Origin of the sequence: Tenacibaculum piscium, from assembly GCF_021390715.1 — a bacterium.
In the GTDB taxonomy this organism is placed as follows: Bacteria; Bacteroidota; Bacteroidia; order Flavobacteriales; family Flavobacteriaceae; genus Polaribacter; species Polaribacter piscius.
On the sequence record NZ_JAJGWT010000008.1, the window covers coordinates 104,582 to 122,705 of the forward strand.

Below are 18,124 nucleotides of genomic sequence, written 5' to 3' on the forward strand. Positions count from 1 at the left end.
GCTAATTTATATATATTGATAAAAAATAACTTTTTATAACAGGCGTTACTATTTATTCAGATTTTCATTTAGATTTATTGCGTTATTTTTGCTATTTTTTTGTTTGATGCTATTATGTAAGTATAGATCCATGTTAAGGTAAAGGTTGGAATAATATCTAATCCAGGCAGAGCTTCTTCTATAAAAGATAGTGTTGCGGCAACATTCCCTTTCGTTCCTTTGTACATTCTTTTGATTAAAAAAGCGGATAAAGGAGCCCAGATTACGTCAATAAATTCTCCGACACCAGGAATTACAAATGATAGTAAACCAATTCCATCAAACAAGATACTTAGCAATAATTTTATATATTTATTTTTTTCTTCTTTTTCTTCCATTTAAAATATTATTTTAATTTATTTTGATAAATCAAATTTTGAGCCATTTTATATCGTTACTTATTTTTTTATCTTTATTTTGATGTTCAGTTATAAGATATAAAACAAGTGCATCTCTTTTTTAAAACCCAACTATTTATATGAATTTTGATGATTTCAATACTGCAATAATTGCTTTAGAAGATACGATTTTAGGTGGTTTATCTTCTCAATTAAAGCTTGCTCCTAAAATAAGAACTCAATTTTCTGAAGAATTAATTGCTCTTAGGAATCCTAAAAAAGCGGCTGTTTTGGCATTGTTTTATCCTGATGAAAATAATCAAACTCATTTTGTATTAACTTTGAGAGCTACTTATAAAGGTGCACATTCAGCTCAAATAAGTTTTCCTGGAGGAAAAACAGCGAAAAAAGATTCGAATCTTGAAGAAACCGCTTTAAGGGAAACCTTTGAGGAAGTTGGTGTTTTTTCTGATGACATTAGAATTATCCGTCCTATTTCTGATGCGTATATACCGCCTAGTAATTTTTTAGTAACACCATTTATAGGCGTTACAATGCAAAAACCTGTATTCAAAAAAAATTATGAAGTAGCACATATTCTTGAAATCTTAATCAGTGATTTATTAAATGATGCCAATATAACATCAAAAGAAATGGAAACTTCATATATGAAAAAAGAGGAAGTACCTTGCTTTAAATTAAACAATTACATTGTTTGGGGAGCAACGGCAATGATATTATCTGAAATTAAAGATTTATTAAAACAGTAATATTTTCTATATCTTCTATTTCTTTTGTAATTTAGCTATTATTTTAAAAAACAACTACAAATGCCTTTATTCAAAAGGAATCCTTTCGGACATCTCTTATTTTTAAAAAGATTACTTATTCAACTTCTTGGTATTGTTTCCCACGGTCGCTATCGGAAATTTAATGAACTACAAATTGAAGGTTCGGATATTTTAAGAAATCTTCCTGATAAAAATGTATTATTTATCTCGAATCATCAAACGTATTTTGCTGATGTTGCGGCGATGTTTCACGTTTTTAACGCGGCTTTAAAAGGACGTGATGATACGCTTAAAAATATCGGATATTTATGGAATCCAAAATTGAACATCTATTATATTGCCGCTGGAGAAACGATGCGTGCAGGATTATTGCCTAAAATATTTGCCTATGCAGGCTCTATATCCGTAGAAAGAACGTGGAGAAGCAAAGGAAAAGATGTAAAAAGGCAAGTAAAAATGTCGGATATTTCGAACATTCGCAAAGCCTTAGACGATGGTTGGGTAATTACTTTTCCACAAGGAACAACTACGCCTTTTAAACCTGTTCGTCGTGGAACAGCTCATATTATCAAAACTTATAAACCCGTTGTAGTACCTATTGTTATTGATGGCTTTAGACGTTCTTTTGATAAAAAAGGACTGGTTATCAAAAAGCGAAATGTTTTACAATCAATGGTTATTAAAGAACCGTTAGAAATTGATTATGAAAATGAAGAAGTTGCAAGTATTATCGAAAAAATTGAATATGCCATTGAACAACATCCTTCATTTTTAAAAGTATTGACACCAAAACAACTCAAAGAACAAGAAGAGTTTATTGAAAAACGTAGCTTTTGGGGAGTTGATGATCATAATAAAGAAAATCAAAAAAAGAAAAAAGACGTAGAAAAAGAATAAAAAATTAAATAACAACTATAAAAATAAATCAGAAAATTCAGAAATTATGGCTAAAAACAAATCAATTTTAAACGAGAAGTCAATAGATTTCTTAGCAAAATATTTAAATAACGCTGCTCCTACAGGATATGAATGGGAAGGTCAAAAAATCTGGATGGATTACCTAACGCCTTATGTTGATGAATTTATTACAGATACCTATGGATCTGCCGTTGGAGTTATTAATCCTGATGCAAAATACAAAGTAGTTATTGAAGGACATGCCGATGAAATTTCATGGTATGTAAATTATATTTCTGATGAGGGATTGATTTATGTAATTCGCAACGGAGGTTCTGATCACCAAATCGCTCCAAGTAAAATTGTAAATATTCATACCGATAATGGCATTGTAAAAGGTGTTTTCGGTTGGCCAGCAATTCACACAAGAGATAAAGCAAATGAAGAAGCTCCAAAACCTGATAATATTTTTATCGACACAGGCTGTGCTACTAAAGCCGAAGTTGAAGGATTAGGAATTTATGTTGGTTGCGTAATTACGTATCCTGATGAGTTTCATATTTTAAATGGCGATAAATTTGTATGTCGTGCTTTGGATAATAGAATGGGTGGTTTTATGATTGCAGAAGTTGCTCGTTTATTAAAAGAGAACAAGAAAGAATTGCCTTTCGGATTATATATAACTAATTCTGTACAAGAGGAAATCGGTTTGCGTGGTGCTGAAATGATTACACAAACAATAAAACCAAACGTAGCGATTGTAACTGATGTAACTCATGATACAACTACGCCAATGATTGACCAAAAGAAAGCTGGACATTTAGAAATTGGAAAAGGTCCTGTAATTGCCTACGCTCCTGCTGTACAGCAAAAATTACGTGATTTAATTATCGAAACGGCTCAAGAAAATAATATTCCTTTTCAACGTTCAGCATTATCAAGAGCTACAGGAACCGATACCGATGCTTTTGCTTATAGTAATGGTGGCGTTGCCTCTGCATTAATTTCATTACCATTGCGTTACATGCATACAACGGTTGAAATGGTACATCGTGATGATGTTGAAAATGTCATTAAAATGATTTATGAAAGTTTATTAAAAATAGAAGACGGAGAAGATTTCTCTTATTTTAAATAAGTTATTTTTAAATATTAATTCAAGATTAATTCAAACAAGAGGTTTTTAAACCTCTTGTTTTTTTGTTTAAAAAAGAGGTTTTATTTTGTATCAAAAAATTGATTAGTGAAAATCCATTTGAAAACTATAAAAAACATTCACCTTATTTCCGTTATGTTTTCCTGGGATAAATTTAGGAAGTAACGTTATTATTCGAATTGATTCTTCTTCTAAAAGCGCACTATTTTCACAACTTGCTTTTATCGATTTAATATCACCATTGATATCAATAATAAAATTTACAGCTACGATTCCTTTTAATTTATGAATTGTTGCATCTGATGGATATATTAAATTCGCATCAATATGATCTGTCATTTTTTCGTTAAAATCATCAAAAGCATCGGCATTTTCTTGTTTTAAAGGAAATGAAGGAACTTCATCTACTTGGGCAAAAGAAACTATTATTTTATTATTTTCAATCGTTTTTAACGATAAAGCAATATCTGTTATGTTACTTTTAACACTCGTTACTTTATTTTTTACATCGCTTAAATGTATCGATTTCGAGAAAGAATTAATTTCAATAAAATTATTTTTTCGAGTTCTTCTTTTCTGATAATGTTTATTATGTGTTGCTTTTATTGCTTTAAAAGGTGCTTTTTGAGATACTTTTTTACTTGATTTAGCTTCTTCAATTTCGCATTTTTTCACTGAAATTTCATTTAAATCTTCATATAAAGATTCTTCATCAGAAATACAAACAGCAGTTGTTTGTGCAAAATTCAATTGGAAAGTAAGAAGTAAAATAAATAATATAAAATTTTTCATAACAATAGTTTTCATAGTGAAGACTTTTTAATAAAGACCTCTACTATTATGACACTACTTTTTCATAAAAGTCACATAAACAGCTATTAAAATAGTTTCAATATTATCAAATTGTTATTAAATGATCATTATAAAGGTATTCAGAAGGAAAAATCATCAAATTAATGACTAGATTAATCTAGAAAACAATCATCTTTGAATCCTATTAAATATAATTTATTTTGCGCTCTAGTGATTGCGGTATATAACCAACGTAAATAAGCAACACTTGAACCCTCTGGTAAATAAGGTTGCTCTATAAAAACAGTATTCCACTGCCCTCCTTGCGATTTATGACAAGTCATTGCATAAGAAAACTTTACTTGAAGTGCATTAAAAAATTTACTTTTCTTAATGTTCATAAATTGCTTATATTTAGATTCATGTGCAAAATCTTCTTTAATTGCTTCGTATAATTTATTAGATTCTTCATACGTTAATGAAGGACTTTCACTTGAAAGTGTGTCTAATAATAAAACAGTTTCAAAAGCGGGAATATCAGGATAATCAATCATACGAACTTCCACTTCGGCAAATTTAAAACCATATAATTCTTTTATCGAATTGATACGCATTACCTCGCAAATATCGCCATTGGCGATAAAACCTGCCGATGAATTTTCTTTAAGCCAGAAGTAATTATTTTTAACAACCATTACGTAATCGCCTGTAGAAATTTCATTTTCTTGTCCACGAATTTTGCTTCGGATTTGTTCATTATATTGATTTGCTCTTTTATTAGAACGCACAATAAAAGCGGTTTCTTCTACACCAATATCGCCATCATACGCCATGGTTATCGCATCTTGAATATCGTAACTATCTTCCAAACGGATAATATCAGGATACTCAATATCAAACTTAAAATCAATAGCTTCGTGTTGTACCAACATACGCAAAGTGGTCGCATTGGCTAAAATTCCAGAATTTTGTTGCTGACGTACAACCTCATCTAATTCAATTTCAATAACCTCTTTATTAAATTCATACGAAAGTTTATCGGCATCCAAAGCAGGACTTATCGTTAATTTTACGGGCGGTAATTGTGCAGTATCTCCAATAAAAACAATTTTACAGTTTTTTCCTGAGTAGACATATGAAATTAAATCATCTAATAAAGAACCGTTTTCAAAGAGTTTCGAATTTTGTTGCGCATCAGAAATCATAGAAGCTTCATCAACAATAAATGTTGTATTTACGTGCTTATTCGGTTGCATTACGAAACTCATACCGCCATTTCCTTGCTTTTTAGGGAAGTAAATTTTTTTATGAATAGTAAACGCTTGTTTTTTAGAATATCCAGCGATAACCTTAGCAGCACGTCCTGTAGGCGCTAGTAAAACAGCTTTTTTACCCGCTTTCCATAAATTATGAACCACCGAGCTAATAATCGTTGTTTTTCCTGTACCTGCGTATCCTTTTAATAAAAATAAAGAATTATCATTGGTATCAAAAATAAAATGTATTAATTTATCTAATAGTAAATCTTGCTTTAAAGTGGGTTGATATGGAAAGTCTTTTATAACTTCTTCGTAAAATTTAGACGCTAATGTTATCATATCTTAAATAATCGCAAAGATAAATCTATTTAATCGATAAATATTTTCATGATTCAAAAAAAAATGTAAATTTGCCTATATCATATATTTGAAACTATATTTAAAACAAAAAAAATGAATTTATTATTAATGATTTTAGCAGCTACTATAGTTGCAATTCTTTTAGCGTTGCTTATCGTTAAGTTCGTGCCATTGAAAATCAGATGGTTAGTGTCTATATTATTGTTAGGAGCTACTGTATTTTTAACGTATAAAATTTATTCAGGGATTATGGAGCCTATCCATTTCGCTAAAGAAAAAGAAGTTCGATACGCCAAAGTTATTACCAATTTAAGGTTAATTCGTGATGCTGAAGTAAAATATAAAGAAGTTAAGAGAACTTACACTAATAATAAAGATTCTTTAATCAACTTTATTGAAAATGGGAAGTTGGTATTAACTCAAACGACAAACGTTGAAGAAAAAGTAGATAGAGGTGGCGGAATTTTCGTTACGGTATCTAAAAAGCAAATTGATACGATTGGTACAGAACCAGTATCAAAATATTTTACTGGAAAAGATTACAAAACAATGTTTAAAGTTCCTGGAACTGACAAAGAATTTGAATTAGCAACAGGAAAAGTTGAAAAAGTTGCAGGATTATTTGTTCCTGTTTTTGAAGCGAAAGTAGAAAAATCAGCTATTTTAAAAGGAATGCTTACTTCTTTAGTAAAACAAGAATTAGAAGCTGTAGAAACAGACCAAATTAAAGGTAAATTTGTTTCTGTTGGTTCTTTAGAAGATGTTACAACTGGTGGTAACTGGCCTCCGTCTTACGACAAAGGACAAGTTTCTGAATAAATATTTAGTTCTTAACTATTTAAAAAACACATAATTTATACAAAATCCATCTATTTATTTAGATGGATTTTTTTTATGGTTTATTTTATTTATAACTTATTTCTGCTTAAAATACCGTAATCTTGTAAATTATTCTAAATTTATCTTTAATTTTATCCTAGTACGCTAATGAGAATTATTTCAGGAAAATATAAAAGCAGACGCCTTTCTGCACCTAAAAAACTACCCGTACGTCCAACAACTGACATGGCAAAAGAATCATTATTTAACATTTTAAATAATGATTATTATTTTGATAGCATTGCTGTATTAGATTTATTTGCAGGAACAGGAAACATCAGTTATGAGTTTGCTTCACGAGGAACAACAACTATTCATTCGGTTGATGCACATTTTGGTTGTATCAAATATATTAATGAAACAGCAAAAGAATTAGATTTTGACATCAATACTTACAAGAGTGATGTGTATAAATTTTTAGAAAAAACAGGCTTAAAATCAGATGTTATTTTTGCTGATCCTCCGTATGATTTCGACCAAGAAAAGTTTTTAAAAATTGCTGATTTAGTTTTTGAACGCCAGCTTTTAAATGAAGATGGTACGTTAATTATTGAACATGATAAACATACTGATTTAACTCAGCATCCAAACCATCGTTACGATAAGCGTTATGGCGGAAATGTTTTTAGTTTTTTTAGTCTTTAATTTTTTTGATGATTTTTTAAATATTTGTCATGCCAAAATTTGCTAATGCGAGCGTCACGCTCGTACCGTATCTGAAATATTTTAAGATTGATATGTTTTGATTTAACGGCACAAGTAAGATGCTTGCGCTAGCCTGATTTGTAAAATTTGCCAAAATTTGCTAATGCGAGCGTCACGCTCGTACCGTATCTAAAATATTTTAAGAATGATATGTTTTGATTTAACGGCACAAGCAAGATGCTTGCGCTAGCCTGATTTGTAGAATTTGCTAAAACTTGCTAGTGCGAGCGTCACGCTCGTATCGTATCTAAAATGTTTTGAGAATGATATGTTTTGATTTAACGGCACAAGCAAGATGCTTGCGCTAGCCTGATTTGTAGAATTTGCTAAAACTTGCTAGTGCGAGCGTCACGCTCGTATCGTATCTAAAATGTTTTGAGAATGATATGTTTTGATTTAACGGCACAAGCAAGATGCTTGCGCTAGCCTGATTTGTAGAATTTGCCAAAATTTGCTAGTGCGAGCGTCACGCTCGTATCGTATCTAAAATGTTTTGAGAATGATAAACAAAAAAGAAGCCCTAATATGGAGCTTCTTTTTTGTTTATACATATAATTCAAATATTATGAATACATCTTTTTTCTTAATTCTTTAACCTTAGGATCAGCAAGATAATCATCAAACGTTGAATACTTATCAATGACTCCTTTTGGCGTAATTTCGATAACTCTATTAGCTACGGTTTGTGCAAACTCGTGGTCATGTGTAGAAAACAAAATTGTTCCTTTAAAGTTAATTAACGAGTTGTTTAATGCCTGAATAGATTCTAAATCTAAGTGATTTGTAGGTTCATCTAACATTAAAATATTGGCTCTTGTCATCATCATTCGAGATAGCATACAACGTACTTTTTCCCCTCCTGATAATACATTACTTTTCTTTAAAGCTTCTTCTCCAGAGAAAATCATTTTCCCTAAAAACCCTCTTAAAAACACCTCTTCTCTTTCTTCTTCGGTTTGTGCATATTGACGTAACCAATCAACTAAATCTAATTCTCCGTTTTGAAAAAATGAAGAATTATCCGATGGTAAATACGATTGAGTCGTTGTTACTCCCCAATTATATTCTCCTGCATCTGCTTGTTCATTTCCTGATATAATTTGATAAAAAGTAGAAACTGCTTTCGAACTTTTTGAAATAATCGCTACTTTATCGCCTTTATTTAAGTTGATATCAACATTGGCGAATAATGGTTTCCCTTCAAAACTTTTTGATAATCCTTCGATATTTAAAATCTGATCTCCTGCTTCTCTATCTCTATCAAAAATAATAGCTGGATAACGACGACTAGAAGGTTTAATTTCATCAACATTTAACTTCTCTATCATTTTCTTACGAGAAGTTGCTTGTTTTGATTTTGCCATGTTGGCAGAAAAACGACGAATAAATTCTTCTAATTCTTTCTTTTTATCTTCGGCTTTTTTATTCTGTTGCGCTCTTTGTTTTGCTGCTAATTGACTTGATTCATACCAAAAAGTATAATTTCCTGAGAAATGATTAATTTTAGCAAAATCGATATCAGAAATATGTGTACAAACGGCATCTAAAAAGTGACGGTCATGCGATACAACGATTACCGTATTATCAAAATTAGCCAAGAAATTCTCTAACCAAGCGATAGTTTCAAAATCTAAATCGTTGGTAGGCTCATCCATAATTAACACATCAGGATTTCCAAATAAGGCTTGTGCTAATAAAATACGTACTTTTTTCTTAGAATCTAAATCTGCTAATAACGTATAATGGTCTTCTTCTTTAATTCCTAAGTTTGATAATAATGTTGCCGCCGCAGCATCGGCATTCCAACCGTCCATTTCTTCAAAACGAACTTGTAATTCCCCTATTTTTTCTGCATTTTCATCGGTATAATCGGCATATAATGCGTCGATTTCCGTTTTAATTTTATGCAATTCTTTATTCCCCATTAAAACAGCTTCTAACGTGGTATACTCATCAAAAGCATAATGATCCTGCGTTAAAACTGACATTCTTTTTCCAGATTCTAAATGAACCTGACCAGAAGTTGGCTCTTGTACTCCTGATATAATCTTTAAAAAAGTAGATTTTCCCGCTCCATTTGCTCCGATAATACCGTAGCAATTTCCTTGCGTAAACTTCGTGTTTACTTCGTCAAACAAAACACGCTTACCAAACTGAACTGATAAATTAGAAACTGATAACATTTATTGCTTTTTAAATTCGGCTACAAAAGTAATAAAATATCCTTGCTTAAAAAGAATTTGTAAGGAACTATTTATCCGCTTATATTTGCCTGTTTTTGAAGCTTTTTTTAATGTTTTAGGCTATTTATAGCCTATTTTGATTCTTTTAATCAATTCTTTTAACAACGAATTAACAACTATATTATATAGAGATGTTTATTTTTGTACTTTATATCTTTATAAAGATAATCATAAAAATATGACCAAATATTTAGCCTCCCTTTTATTGATTTTATTCATCGGTTGTAATGAATCAGAAACAATAAAGCGTACTTATTTTGGCGGTAAAATTATCAATCCAAAAGTTAGTTATATTATCTTGTCAGACAATTATAACTTTAAGGATACCATCTATTTAAAAAAAGATAATAGCTTTTTAGCAAGTTATAAATCCTTTAAAAAAGGATTGTATAAATTTCAACACGGACCAGAATATCAAGATGTATATCTAGAGCCAAAAGATAGTTTACTCCTGCGTTTAAATACGTGGGATTTCGATGAATCTTTAGTTTTTAGCGGTATTGATGCTGAACGAAATAATTTATTAATTGAAGCTTTTCTGCAAACCGAACAAGATAATAAAGATTTTTTATCGCTTTATAACTTGAATCAACAGGAATTTTTATCAGAAATAAAAACGGTTATCAAAAAGAAAGAACAACGCATTGAAGACTATAAAAAGAATTCAAAAACGTTTTCTAATGATTTTTCAGAGATTTTAAAAATTGCGTTACTCTACCCTATTTACACGAATTTAGAGGAATATGCGATTCGTAATTTCAATAAAAAAAACCCGCAAAAATTAGTCGATTCTTATTTTGAATATCGCAAAAATACCAACACTAAAAAGGATTCGTTAATTTTTTTCAGTCCTTATTACGGTTTTGTAGTCGATAAATTTTATAATGATGTCTATCTTGAAAAAGGAAAAACAGCCAATTTTATTGTTGATTTATTAAATAATATTGATGCCAATGTTGGTTCTGAAGAGATAAAAAACAAATTATTATATCATACAGTAATTCGTCATTTTTTTAACGAACCAAATCAGCAAAATAAAGAACAAGTATTTTTTACGTTCTTTAAATTGAATTCAAATATTGAACACAAAAAAAATATACAACGTTTAATTAACGATCTTAAATTGTTAAAAACAGGCGATAAATTGCCTGATTTTACGGTAATAAATGCCTCTGAAGAACAGCAATCTATTTTGAAAATTATAAAAGATAAAAATGCGGTTATTCTATTTAAAGATTACAAATATGAATCGAATGATGCTGGTTGGCTTTCTTCTCGAACGAATTATCTTATCAAAAATAACCCAAAAGCCACATTTATTGTAATTAATTTATGTGATAAAAAAAATAATTATACCAAAGATATTGATGTTAAACATCAATATACTTTACCTAAAAAAAGCCCTGTTTATAATTTTTCATCGAGTAACTTTCCAAGGATCGTACTGGTTGATAAAAAGGGAGTTATAAAAAATGGATACACTAGTTTATCGTCAAACAAGGTGAATAATCAGATAAGCAATTTACAGAAAAAGTAAATAAAGCTTTTTAATGTGGTTAATTTAATGTAAATTTGCAGGATTTTATTTTTCAATCAAAATAAAGTTTAGATTATTAACTACCAGATTATTAGCCATATAATCTATTGTCCAAATTAAGAATCCGATTTACAGATACTGGCGTCTGTGAATCTAAAAGAACACAGACGTATATATGTCAACATTTTTAGATTTAGGCTTAAAAGAGCCTATCAACAAAGCATTAACAGATTTAGGGTACGAAAAACCAACCGTAATTCAAGAAAAAGCAATTCCTCAGATTATTTCATCTAAGGCTGATTTAAAAGCTTTTGCTCAAACAGGAACTGGTAAAACAGCCGCTTTTAGTTTACCTATTATTGAACAAATAGATTTTTCTGATAAAAATACACAAGCTATTATTTTATCTCCTACTCGTGAACTTGCTGTTCAAATAGGAAATAACATTAAAGATTTCGCTAAATACATACCAGAGTTAAAAGTGGTAACCGTATATGGTGGTTCTAATATTGAAGAACAAATGAGAGGCTTAAAAAGAGGCGCTCAAATTGTTGTTGGAACTCCAGGAAGAACTGTCGATTTAATAAATCGTAGAGCTTTACGTTTAGGAAACGTACAATGGTTAGTTTTAGATGAAGCTGATGAAATGCTTAATATGGGGTTCAAAGATGAACTTGATAAAGTATTAGAAGCGACTCCTGAAACGAAACAAACTTTATTGTTCTCAGCAACTTTCCCTAGAGAAGTAGAATCGATTGCTAGAAACTATATGACTAATCCTGTTGAAATTACTTCAGGAGAAAAAAATCAAGGTTCTGATAACGTTACTCACGAATACTATGTAGTAAACGAAAGAACTCGTTATCAAGCTTTAAAAAGAATTGCAGATGTAAATACTGATATTTACGCAATTATTTTCTGTAGAACACGACGTGAAACTCAAGAAGTAGCTAACAACCTTATTAAAGATGGTTATAGTGCTGATGCTTTACATGGTGATTTATCTCAGCAACAACGTGATAGTGTTATGGGTAAATTCCGTAAGAAAACAATTCAAATTTTAGTTGCAACGGATGTTGCTGCTCGTGGATTGGATGTTACTGAATTAACACACGTAATTAACCACAAATTACCAGACCAAATTGAAAACTACAATCACCGTAGTGGTAGAACTGGTAGAGCTGGTAACAAAGGTATCTCTATTGTATTAGTAAATAATAAAGAAAAAGGTAGATTACGTTCTATTGAGCGTATTATCAAAAAGAAATTTGAAGCTAAAAAAGTACCTACTGGAAAAGAAATTTGCCAGAATCAATTAATGCACTTAATTGAAAAGGTAAAAGCTACAGAGGTTAACAACGAACAAATTGAAGAATTTTTACCTAGTATCTACGAAAAATTAGAAGATTTATCTAGAGAAGAATTAGTTCAAAAGTTTGTTTCTTTAGAATTCAACAAATTCTTAACCTACTATAACAAATCTGATGACTTAAACGATATCTCTAATAAAGATAGTTCAAGAGCTAGAGCTAATGATGAGAACATGACGCGTTTCTTTATCAACTTAGGAAGAAAAGACAAGTTAAATCCTGCAACTTTAATCGGATTAATTAACGATCAGAAAATTGCTGATAAAATTGAAATCGGAGCGATTGATATTTTAGATACTTTTTCTTTCTTTGAAATAGATAAAAACTTTGAAGAGCAAACATTAGAAGCTTTTAGTTCTAATGGTGCTGATTTTAACGGAAGATCTGTAAACATTGAAATTACCAAATCTAATCGCGGTGGCGGTGGTGGCGGAAGAAAACCTCGTGGTGGTGGATTCGGCGGAAGAAAACCTCGTAGTGGCGGAAGCGACAGAGCACCTAGAGACAGAGCTCCTAGAAGCAACGGTGGTGATTCAAGAAGACGTAGCGATAGCGGTTCTTCTTCTCCAAGAAGAAGTAGTGGTGACGGAAATGCTTCTTCAGGTTTTGGAAGAAGACGTAGAAAAGATTAATTATAGAGTATCTATATAGCATAAAAAAACAGCCTAATTTTCATTAATTAGGCTGTTTTTTTGATTTATGAGAGTCTATTTAAATTTCATCTAAAAAAATATAGAAAGGCATAAAAAAACTCCAGATTTTCATCTGGAGTTTTTAATTTATAAAATATAACTTTTGTTATGCGTTGTCTTTCGCATTATCTTTTTTGATTAAGTTTAATGCTGAACCTTCATTATACCATTCAATTTGTCCTTGATTATAAGTATGATTAACTTTAATCACATCTTTAGAACCATCAGCATGAACAATTTCTATAGTTAATTGTTTTGCTGGAGCAAATTCATTTAAATCTAAAAAGTTAAAGGTATCATCTTCTTGAATTAAGTCATAATCGGCTTCGTTTGCGAAAGTTAAGCCCAACATTCCTTGTTTCTTTAAGTTGGTTTCGTGAATACGTGCAAATGATTTTACAATAACAGCGGCAACACCTAAATGACGTGGTTCCATTGCTGCATGTTCTCTTGACGAACCTTCTCCGTAATTATGATCCCCAACAACAACGGTATATATACCTGCTGCTTTATACTTACGAGCTACATCTGGTACACCACCAAACTCACCAGTTAATTGATTTTTGATAAAATTAGTTTTCTTACCAAAAGCATTTACCGCACCAATTAAACAGTTATTTGAAATATTATCTAAATGTCCTCTATAACGCAACCAAGGTCCTGCCATAGAAATATGGTCTGTTGTACATTTTCCGAATGCTTTTATTAATAATTTGGCACCCGTAATATCATTTCCTATTGGTGTAAAAGGGGTTAATAATTCTAAACGCTCTGATGCTGGATTTACTTTGATTTCCACAGTACTTCCATCTTCTTGAGGTGCTAAATATCCATCATCTTTTACTTCAAAACCTTTTGGAGGTAATTCCCATCCTGTTGGTTCATCAAACATAACTTCTTCTCCATTTTCGTTGATTAATGAATCAGTCATTGGATTAAAGTCTAAACGACCTGCAATTGCGATAGCAGCTGTTAATTCTGGTGAAGCTACAAAAGCATGTGTATTTGGATTACCATCGGCACGTTTTGCAAAGTTTCTGTTAAATGAGTGTACGATACTATTTTTCGGAGCATTTTTAGGATCGCTATATCTTGCCCACTGTCCGATACATGGACCACAAGCATTGGTAAATATTTTAGCGTCTAATTTTTCAAAAATAGTTAAGATACCATCTCTATCTGCTGTATAGCGTACTTTTTCAGAACCTGGATTAATACCTAATTCTGCTTTCATTTTCAATCCTTTATCTAAAGCTTGTTTTGCTATTGATGATGCTCTTGATAAATCTTCATACGAAGAGTTGGTACAAGAACCGATTAATCCCCATTCAACTTTTAAAGGCCAATCATTTTTATTAGCAATAGCTGTCATATCAGCACCTGCTTTTGTCGATAAGTCTGGTGTAAATGGTCCGTTTAATAAAGGTGTTAATTCTGATAAGTTGATTTCAATTACTTGGTCAAAATATTGTTCAGGATTTGCATATACTTCTGCATCTCCTGTTAAGTGTTCTTTTACCGCATTGGCAGCATCTGCAACATCGCTTCTATCAGTGGCACGTAAATAACGCTCCATTGATTCATCGTATCCAAAAGTTGATGTTGTAGCTCCTATTTCAGCTCCCATATTACAGATAGTTCCTTTTCCTGTACATGACATTCCAATAGCTCCATCTCCAAAATATTCTACAATTGCTCCTGTCCCTCCTTTTGCAGAAACAATACCTGCTACTTTTAAGATAACATCTTTAGGTGCTGTCCAACCAGATAATTTTCCTGTTAATTTTACACCGATTAATTTTGGAAATTTTAATTCCCAAGGCATTCCTGCCATAACATCTACGGCATCTGCTCCACCAACACCGATAGCGACCATTCCTAGTCCACCTGCATTTACGGTATGAGAATCCGTACCAATCATCATTCCTCCAGGGAATGCATAATTTTCTAAAACTACTTGATGAATAATTCCTGCTCCAGGTTTCCAAAAACCGATTCCGTATTTATTAGATACTGATTCTAAGAAATTAAAAACTTCGCTACTTACTTGGTTTGCATGTTTTAAATCTGTTGATGCTCCTTCTTTGGCTTGTATTAAATGATCACAATGTACTGTTGTAGGTACAGCGACTTGCTTTTTACCTGCTTGCATAAATTGTAATAATGCCATTTGTGCGGTTGCATCTTGACATGCGATTCTATCTGGCGCAAAGTTTACGTAATCAACACCTCTTCTAAAAGCGGTTGTTGCTTTACCGTCCCATAAATGGGTATATAAAATTTTCTCAGCAAGTGTCAGAGGTTTTCCTGTAAGTTCTTTTGCGGCAGTAACACGCGCTTCGAACTTTGCATATACCTCTTTGATCATGTTAATATCAAAAGCCATATAATATTATTTTAAGTTAATTTTTGTTATACAAAAGTACTGTTTTTAACTCACTTTTAAAAGATAAACAAAGAACTTGGTTAATTAGTCATTATAAAATAATTAAAATCAGAAAAAAAGATAGATAGATAATAAAATCGTAAATAAATGCTTGTTTTTTATCAAGTTGATAAATTTGACACTTCAAATAAAAAAGAAACCCTTAAAATAAAAATTATTTTAAGGGTTTTTTATTGAAAAGTAAAAAAAGCAGACCGTTAAGCTGGATTCTGTTCCTTATAAATAAGGCTCTTATCATTTATCTAGTTTTACAATTACTTGTAAAATCAATCTGCCTACCCCTTAGAATCGCGCGAGTAGCGCTCGAGCTCTAATGTACATGACATTGCACCGTATAGAGTTTACCTGGTTTCACTACAGCCTTACCTGTACATACTTTCTGCTGCACTTGTCCTCGACTTACGTCGGACGGTTGCTATCCGCTATACTACTCTTTGGTGTCCAGACTTTCCTACTTATACTAAATATAAGTCGATAAGATTGGTCTGCTTTATTTTTTTATTTTGATATTCTTTTACGTTAAAGATTCTCACTTCTTTCATAAAAAAACCCACTCAATAAATTGAGTGGGAAAATTGCTATGAAAAAGAAAAAGTGTCTAAAACGTCTCTTAGACTCTGCAAATATACTTCTTTTTTTAAGATACAAACAAAAAAAAGTAACTATTTAACATTAAATTAACTAAAGAGTAACTTTAAAGAAGATTTTATAAAAAAAGCCTACTCATTTTTGAGTAGGCTTTATAAGGGATTTCCCCATTTTTTCTTGTTTATTTTTATCCTAAAAATTTTTTGATATTTATTTTAAGAAAATTAAGAAAACATGTCTTTCACTTTTTCAAAAAATGATTTATCTGATTTTTGAGGGTTTGGGCTGAAGTTATCATCTTCTTGCATTTGTTCAAAAAACTTACGTTGTTCTTTGGTTAACTCTTGCGGAGTCCAAACATTAATATGAATTAGAAAATCTCCAATTCCATAACGTTCTATGCTTGGTAATCCTTTACCTTTTAATCTTAAAATTTTACCAGATTGCGTTCCTGCTTCAATTTTTATTTTAACTTTTCCAGTTACTGTTTCTACTTCTTTAGAAACCCCTAAAACAGCTTCGGAGAAATTAATATATAAATCGTAATGAATATTACTTCCTTCTCTTTTTAAGTTTTCGTGTGGTAATTCTTCAATAACGACTAATAAATCACCTGGAATAGAATTTTTCCCTGGTGCTTCATTTCCTTTTCCACCAACTTTTAATTGGACTCCTTCGCTAACTCCTTCGGGAATATTTATTGAAACGGTTTCTTCTTTAACAATTAAACCTTGTGCATCTGCGCCGTTAGGTTTATTATTGATAATTTCACCTGCTCCTTGACACGTATTACAAGTAACAGCTTGTTGCATTCGCCCTAAAATGGTGTTTGTAACACGCATTTGTTGTCCGCTACCGTTACATGTTGAACATGTTTTATAAGTAACGCCTTCTGCCTGAACTTTTCTACGAACTTTTACTTTCTTTTCTACTCCTGTTGCGATTTCTTCTAAGGTTAGTTTTACACGAATACGCATATTTGAACCTTTCACTCTAGCTTGTCGTTGATGACCACCGCCACCAAAACCACCAAAGCCACCGCCTCCATTTCCAAAAATATCTCCAAACTGATTGAATATGTCATCCATATTCATACCGCCACCGCCGAAACCGCCGCCACCACCTTGTGGACCATCAAAAGCTGCATGACCATATTGATCGTAACGTGCTTTTTTATTTTCATCACTAAGGATTTCATATGCTTCGGCACATGCTTTAAATTTTTCTTCCGCACTTTTATCATCAGGATTTTTATCTGGATGATATTTTATTGCCATTTTGCGGTATCCTTTTTTTATTTCAGCTTGTGTTGCTGATTTAGAAATACCTAATATTTCGTAATAATCTTGTTTTGCCATTTCTAGTCTATTCTGTCATATTCAATAATTTGAAGCAATTTTACAGCTTCTCCTACACAAAGCAATTGCCTTGAAACGCTACTATGACTTATTATTTTATGCTTCTGCCACTACTACTTTTGGATGGCGGATAATTTTATCTCCTAATTTGTATCCTTTTTCGATACAATCAACTACTTTTCCTTTTAAATCGTCAGAAGGTGCTGGGATTTGAGTAATTGCTTGGTGTACATCGGCATCAAAAGCATCACCTGCTTTTACTTCTATGGCAGTTAATCCTTTTTGCTGTAACGTTTTTACTAATTTTTGATAAATTAATAATACTCCTTTGCGTAATTCTTCTGCTTCTTTATCGTTATCAATATGTGATAAAGCTCTTTCAAAATCATCTAAAATTGGCAGTAAAACTGACATTACTTCTTGTCCTGCTGTTTTAAAAAGTTCCATACGTTCTTTAGAAGTACGTTTTTTATAATTTTCAAATTCAGCGAATAAACGTAGATATTTATTTTTTTCTGCGTCTAATAACTCTTGAGTTGTTGGTTCTTTTTCAGCTTCTTGCGTTGCTTCAACCTCTTTATTTTCCTGCGTTTCTTCTTGGTTTGTATCTAACTCCCCTTTATCGATAGCATCTTTTAATGCATCTTCCTTTGTATATTGATCTTTACTCATTG

General features: G+C 31.5%; 14 protein-coding genes and 1 other RNA gene. 7 read left to right on the forward strand and 8 right to left on the reverse strand.

Annotated elements, in window-relative coordinates; all coding sequences use genetic code 11:
* Positions 1–74: 74 nt before the first annotated feature.
* Positions 75–377 (reverse strand): hypothetical protein, encoded by a 303-nt coding sequence (locus tag L0U77_RS08965; protein ID WP_101918300.1) that lies wholly within the window; start codon positions 375–377, stop codon positions 75–77.
* A 140-nt stretch (positions 378–517) separates the two neighbouring features.
* On the opposite strand from L0U77_RS08965, the gene L0U77_RS08970 reads away from it, so the two are divergent.
* From L0U77_RS08970 to L0U77_RS08980, 3 genes are read left to right on the forward strand one after another with little or no spacing between them, the layout of a single operon-like run.
* On the forward strand, positions 518–1,147 hold the full coding sequence (locus L0U77_RS08970; RefSeq protein WP_233900394.1) for an NUDIX hydrolase: 630 nt from the start codon (positions 518–520) through the stop codon (positions 1,145–1,147).
* A gap of 60 nt (positions 1,148–1,207) precedes the next feature.
* Positions 1,208–2,065 carry a lysophospholipid acyltransferase family protein gene (locus tag L0U77_RS08975; RefSeq protein ID WP_101918302.1) on the forward strand — a complete coding sequence of 286 codons (858 nt, stop codon included), beginning with the start codon at positions 1,208–1,210 and terminating at the stop codon, positions 2,063–2,065.
* Between the two features lie 46 nt (positions 2,066–2,111).
* A complete protein-coding gene (locus L0U77_RS08980) occupies positions 2,112–3,203 on the forward strand; it encodes a M42 family metallopeptidase (protein WP_101918303.1) in 1,092 nt (363 codons plus the stop codon).
* A 102-nt stretch (positions 3,204–3,305) separates the two neighbouring features.
* Here the strand turns inward: L0U77_RS08980 and L0U77_RS08985 are convergent, their stop codons facing one another.
* Entirely contained in the window at positions 3,306–4,013 is a 708-nt protein-coding gene (locus L0U77_RS08985) for an energy transducer TonB (protein WP_233899080.1), read from the reverse strand.
* Positions 4,014–4,186: 173 nt separating this feature from the next.
* Positions 4,187–5,611: an ATP-dependent DNA helicase gene (locus tag L0U77_RS08990; RefSeq protein ID WP_233898008.1), complete on the reverse strand. Its 1,425-nt coding sequence runs from the start codon at positions 5,609–5,611 to the stop codon at positions 4,187–4,189.
* Between the two features lie 114 nt (positions 5,612–5,725).
* Here L0U77_RS08990 and L0U77_RS08995 point away from each other — a divergent pair, with 114 nt between their 5' ends.
* Both L0U77_RS08995 and L0U77_RS09000 read left to right on the forward strand, forming a co-directional pair.
* Positions 5,726–6,451 (forward strand): hypothetical protein, encoded by a 726-nt coding sequence (locus L0U77_RS08995; RefSeq protein ID WP_233885792.1) that lies wholly within the window; start codon positions 5,726–5,728, stop codon positions 6,449–6,451.
* A 168-nt stretch (positions 6,452–6,619) separates the two neighbouring features.
* Entirely contained in the window at positions 6,620–7,156 is a 537-nt protein-coding gene (locus L0U77_RS09000) for an RsmD family RNA methyltransferase (RefSeq protein ID WP_101918308.1), read from the forward strand.
* A gap of 623 nt (positions 7,157–7,779) precedes the next feature.
* Here L0U77_RS09000 and L0U77_RS09005 read toward each other — a convergent pair.
* Positions 7,780–9,399 carry an ABC-F family ATP-binding cassette domain-containing protein gene (locus L0U77_RS09005; RefSeq protein WP_101918309.1) on the reverse strand — a complete coding sequence of 540 codons (1,620 nt, stop codon included), beginning with the start codon at positions 9,397–9,399 and terminating at the stop codon, positions 7,780–7,782.
* 238 nt (positions 9,400–9,637) lie between these two features.
* Between L0U77_RS09005 and L0U77_RS09010 the strand changes: the two genes are divergently transcribed.
* Positions 9,638–10,996 (forward strand): hypothetical protein, encoded by a 1,359-nt coding sequence (locus L0U77_RS09010; protein WP_233862517.1) that lies wholly within the window; start codon positions 9,638–9,640, stop codon positions 10,994–10,996.
* A 175-nt stretch (positions 10,997–11,171) separates the two neighbouring features.
* Positions 11,172–12,998, forward strand: a complete 1,827-nt coding sequence (locus L0U77_RS09015; RefSeq protein WP_233898009.1) for a DEAD/DEAH box helicase — start codon at positions 11,172–11,174, stop codon at positions 12,996–12,998.
* 166 nt (positions 12,999–13,164) lie between these two features.
* Here L0U77_RS09015 and L0U77_RS09020 read toward each other — a convergent pair whose 3' ends face one another.
* From L0U77_RS09020 to L0U77_RS09035, 4 genes are all read right to left on the reverse strand, one after another.
* Positions 13,165–15,444, reverse strand: a complete 2,280-nt coding sequence (locus L0U77_RS09020) for an aconitate hydratase (protein WP_101918312.1) — start codon at positions 15,442–15,444, stop codon at positions 13,165–13,167.
* Positions 15,445–15,686: 242 nt separating this feature from the next.
* Positions 15,687–15,996: RNase P RNA component class A (gene rnpB / locus L0U77_RS09025), an RNA gene on the reverse strand.
* A 320-nt stretch (positions 15,997–16,316) separates the two neighbouring features.
* The gene (gene dnaJ, locus L0U77_RS09030) at positions 16,317–17,450 is read right to left on the reverse strand and encodes a molecular chaperone DnaJ (protein WP_101918313.1); all 1,134 of its coding nucleotides are present in this window, start codon (positions 17,448–17,450) and stop codon (positions 16,317–16,319) included.
* 96 nt (positions 17,451–17,546) lie between these two features.
* On the reverse strand, positions 17,547–18,122 hold the full coding sequence (locus tag L0U77_RS09035; RefSeq protein WP_233898010.1) for a nucleotide exchange factor GrpE: 576 nt from the start codon (positions 18,120–18,122) through the stop codon (positions 17,547–17,549).
* Positions 18,123–18,124 lie beyond the last annotated feature (2 nt).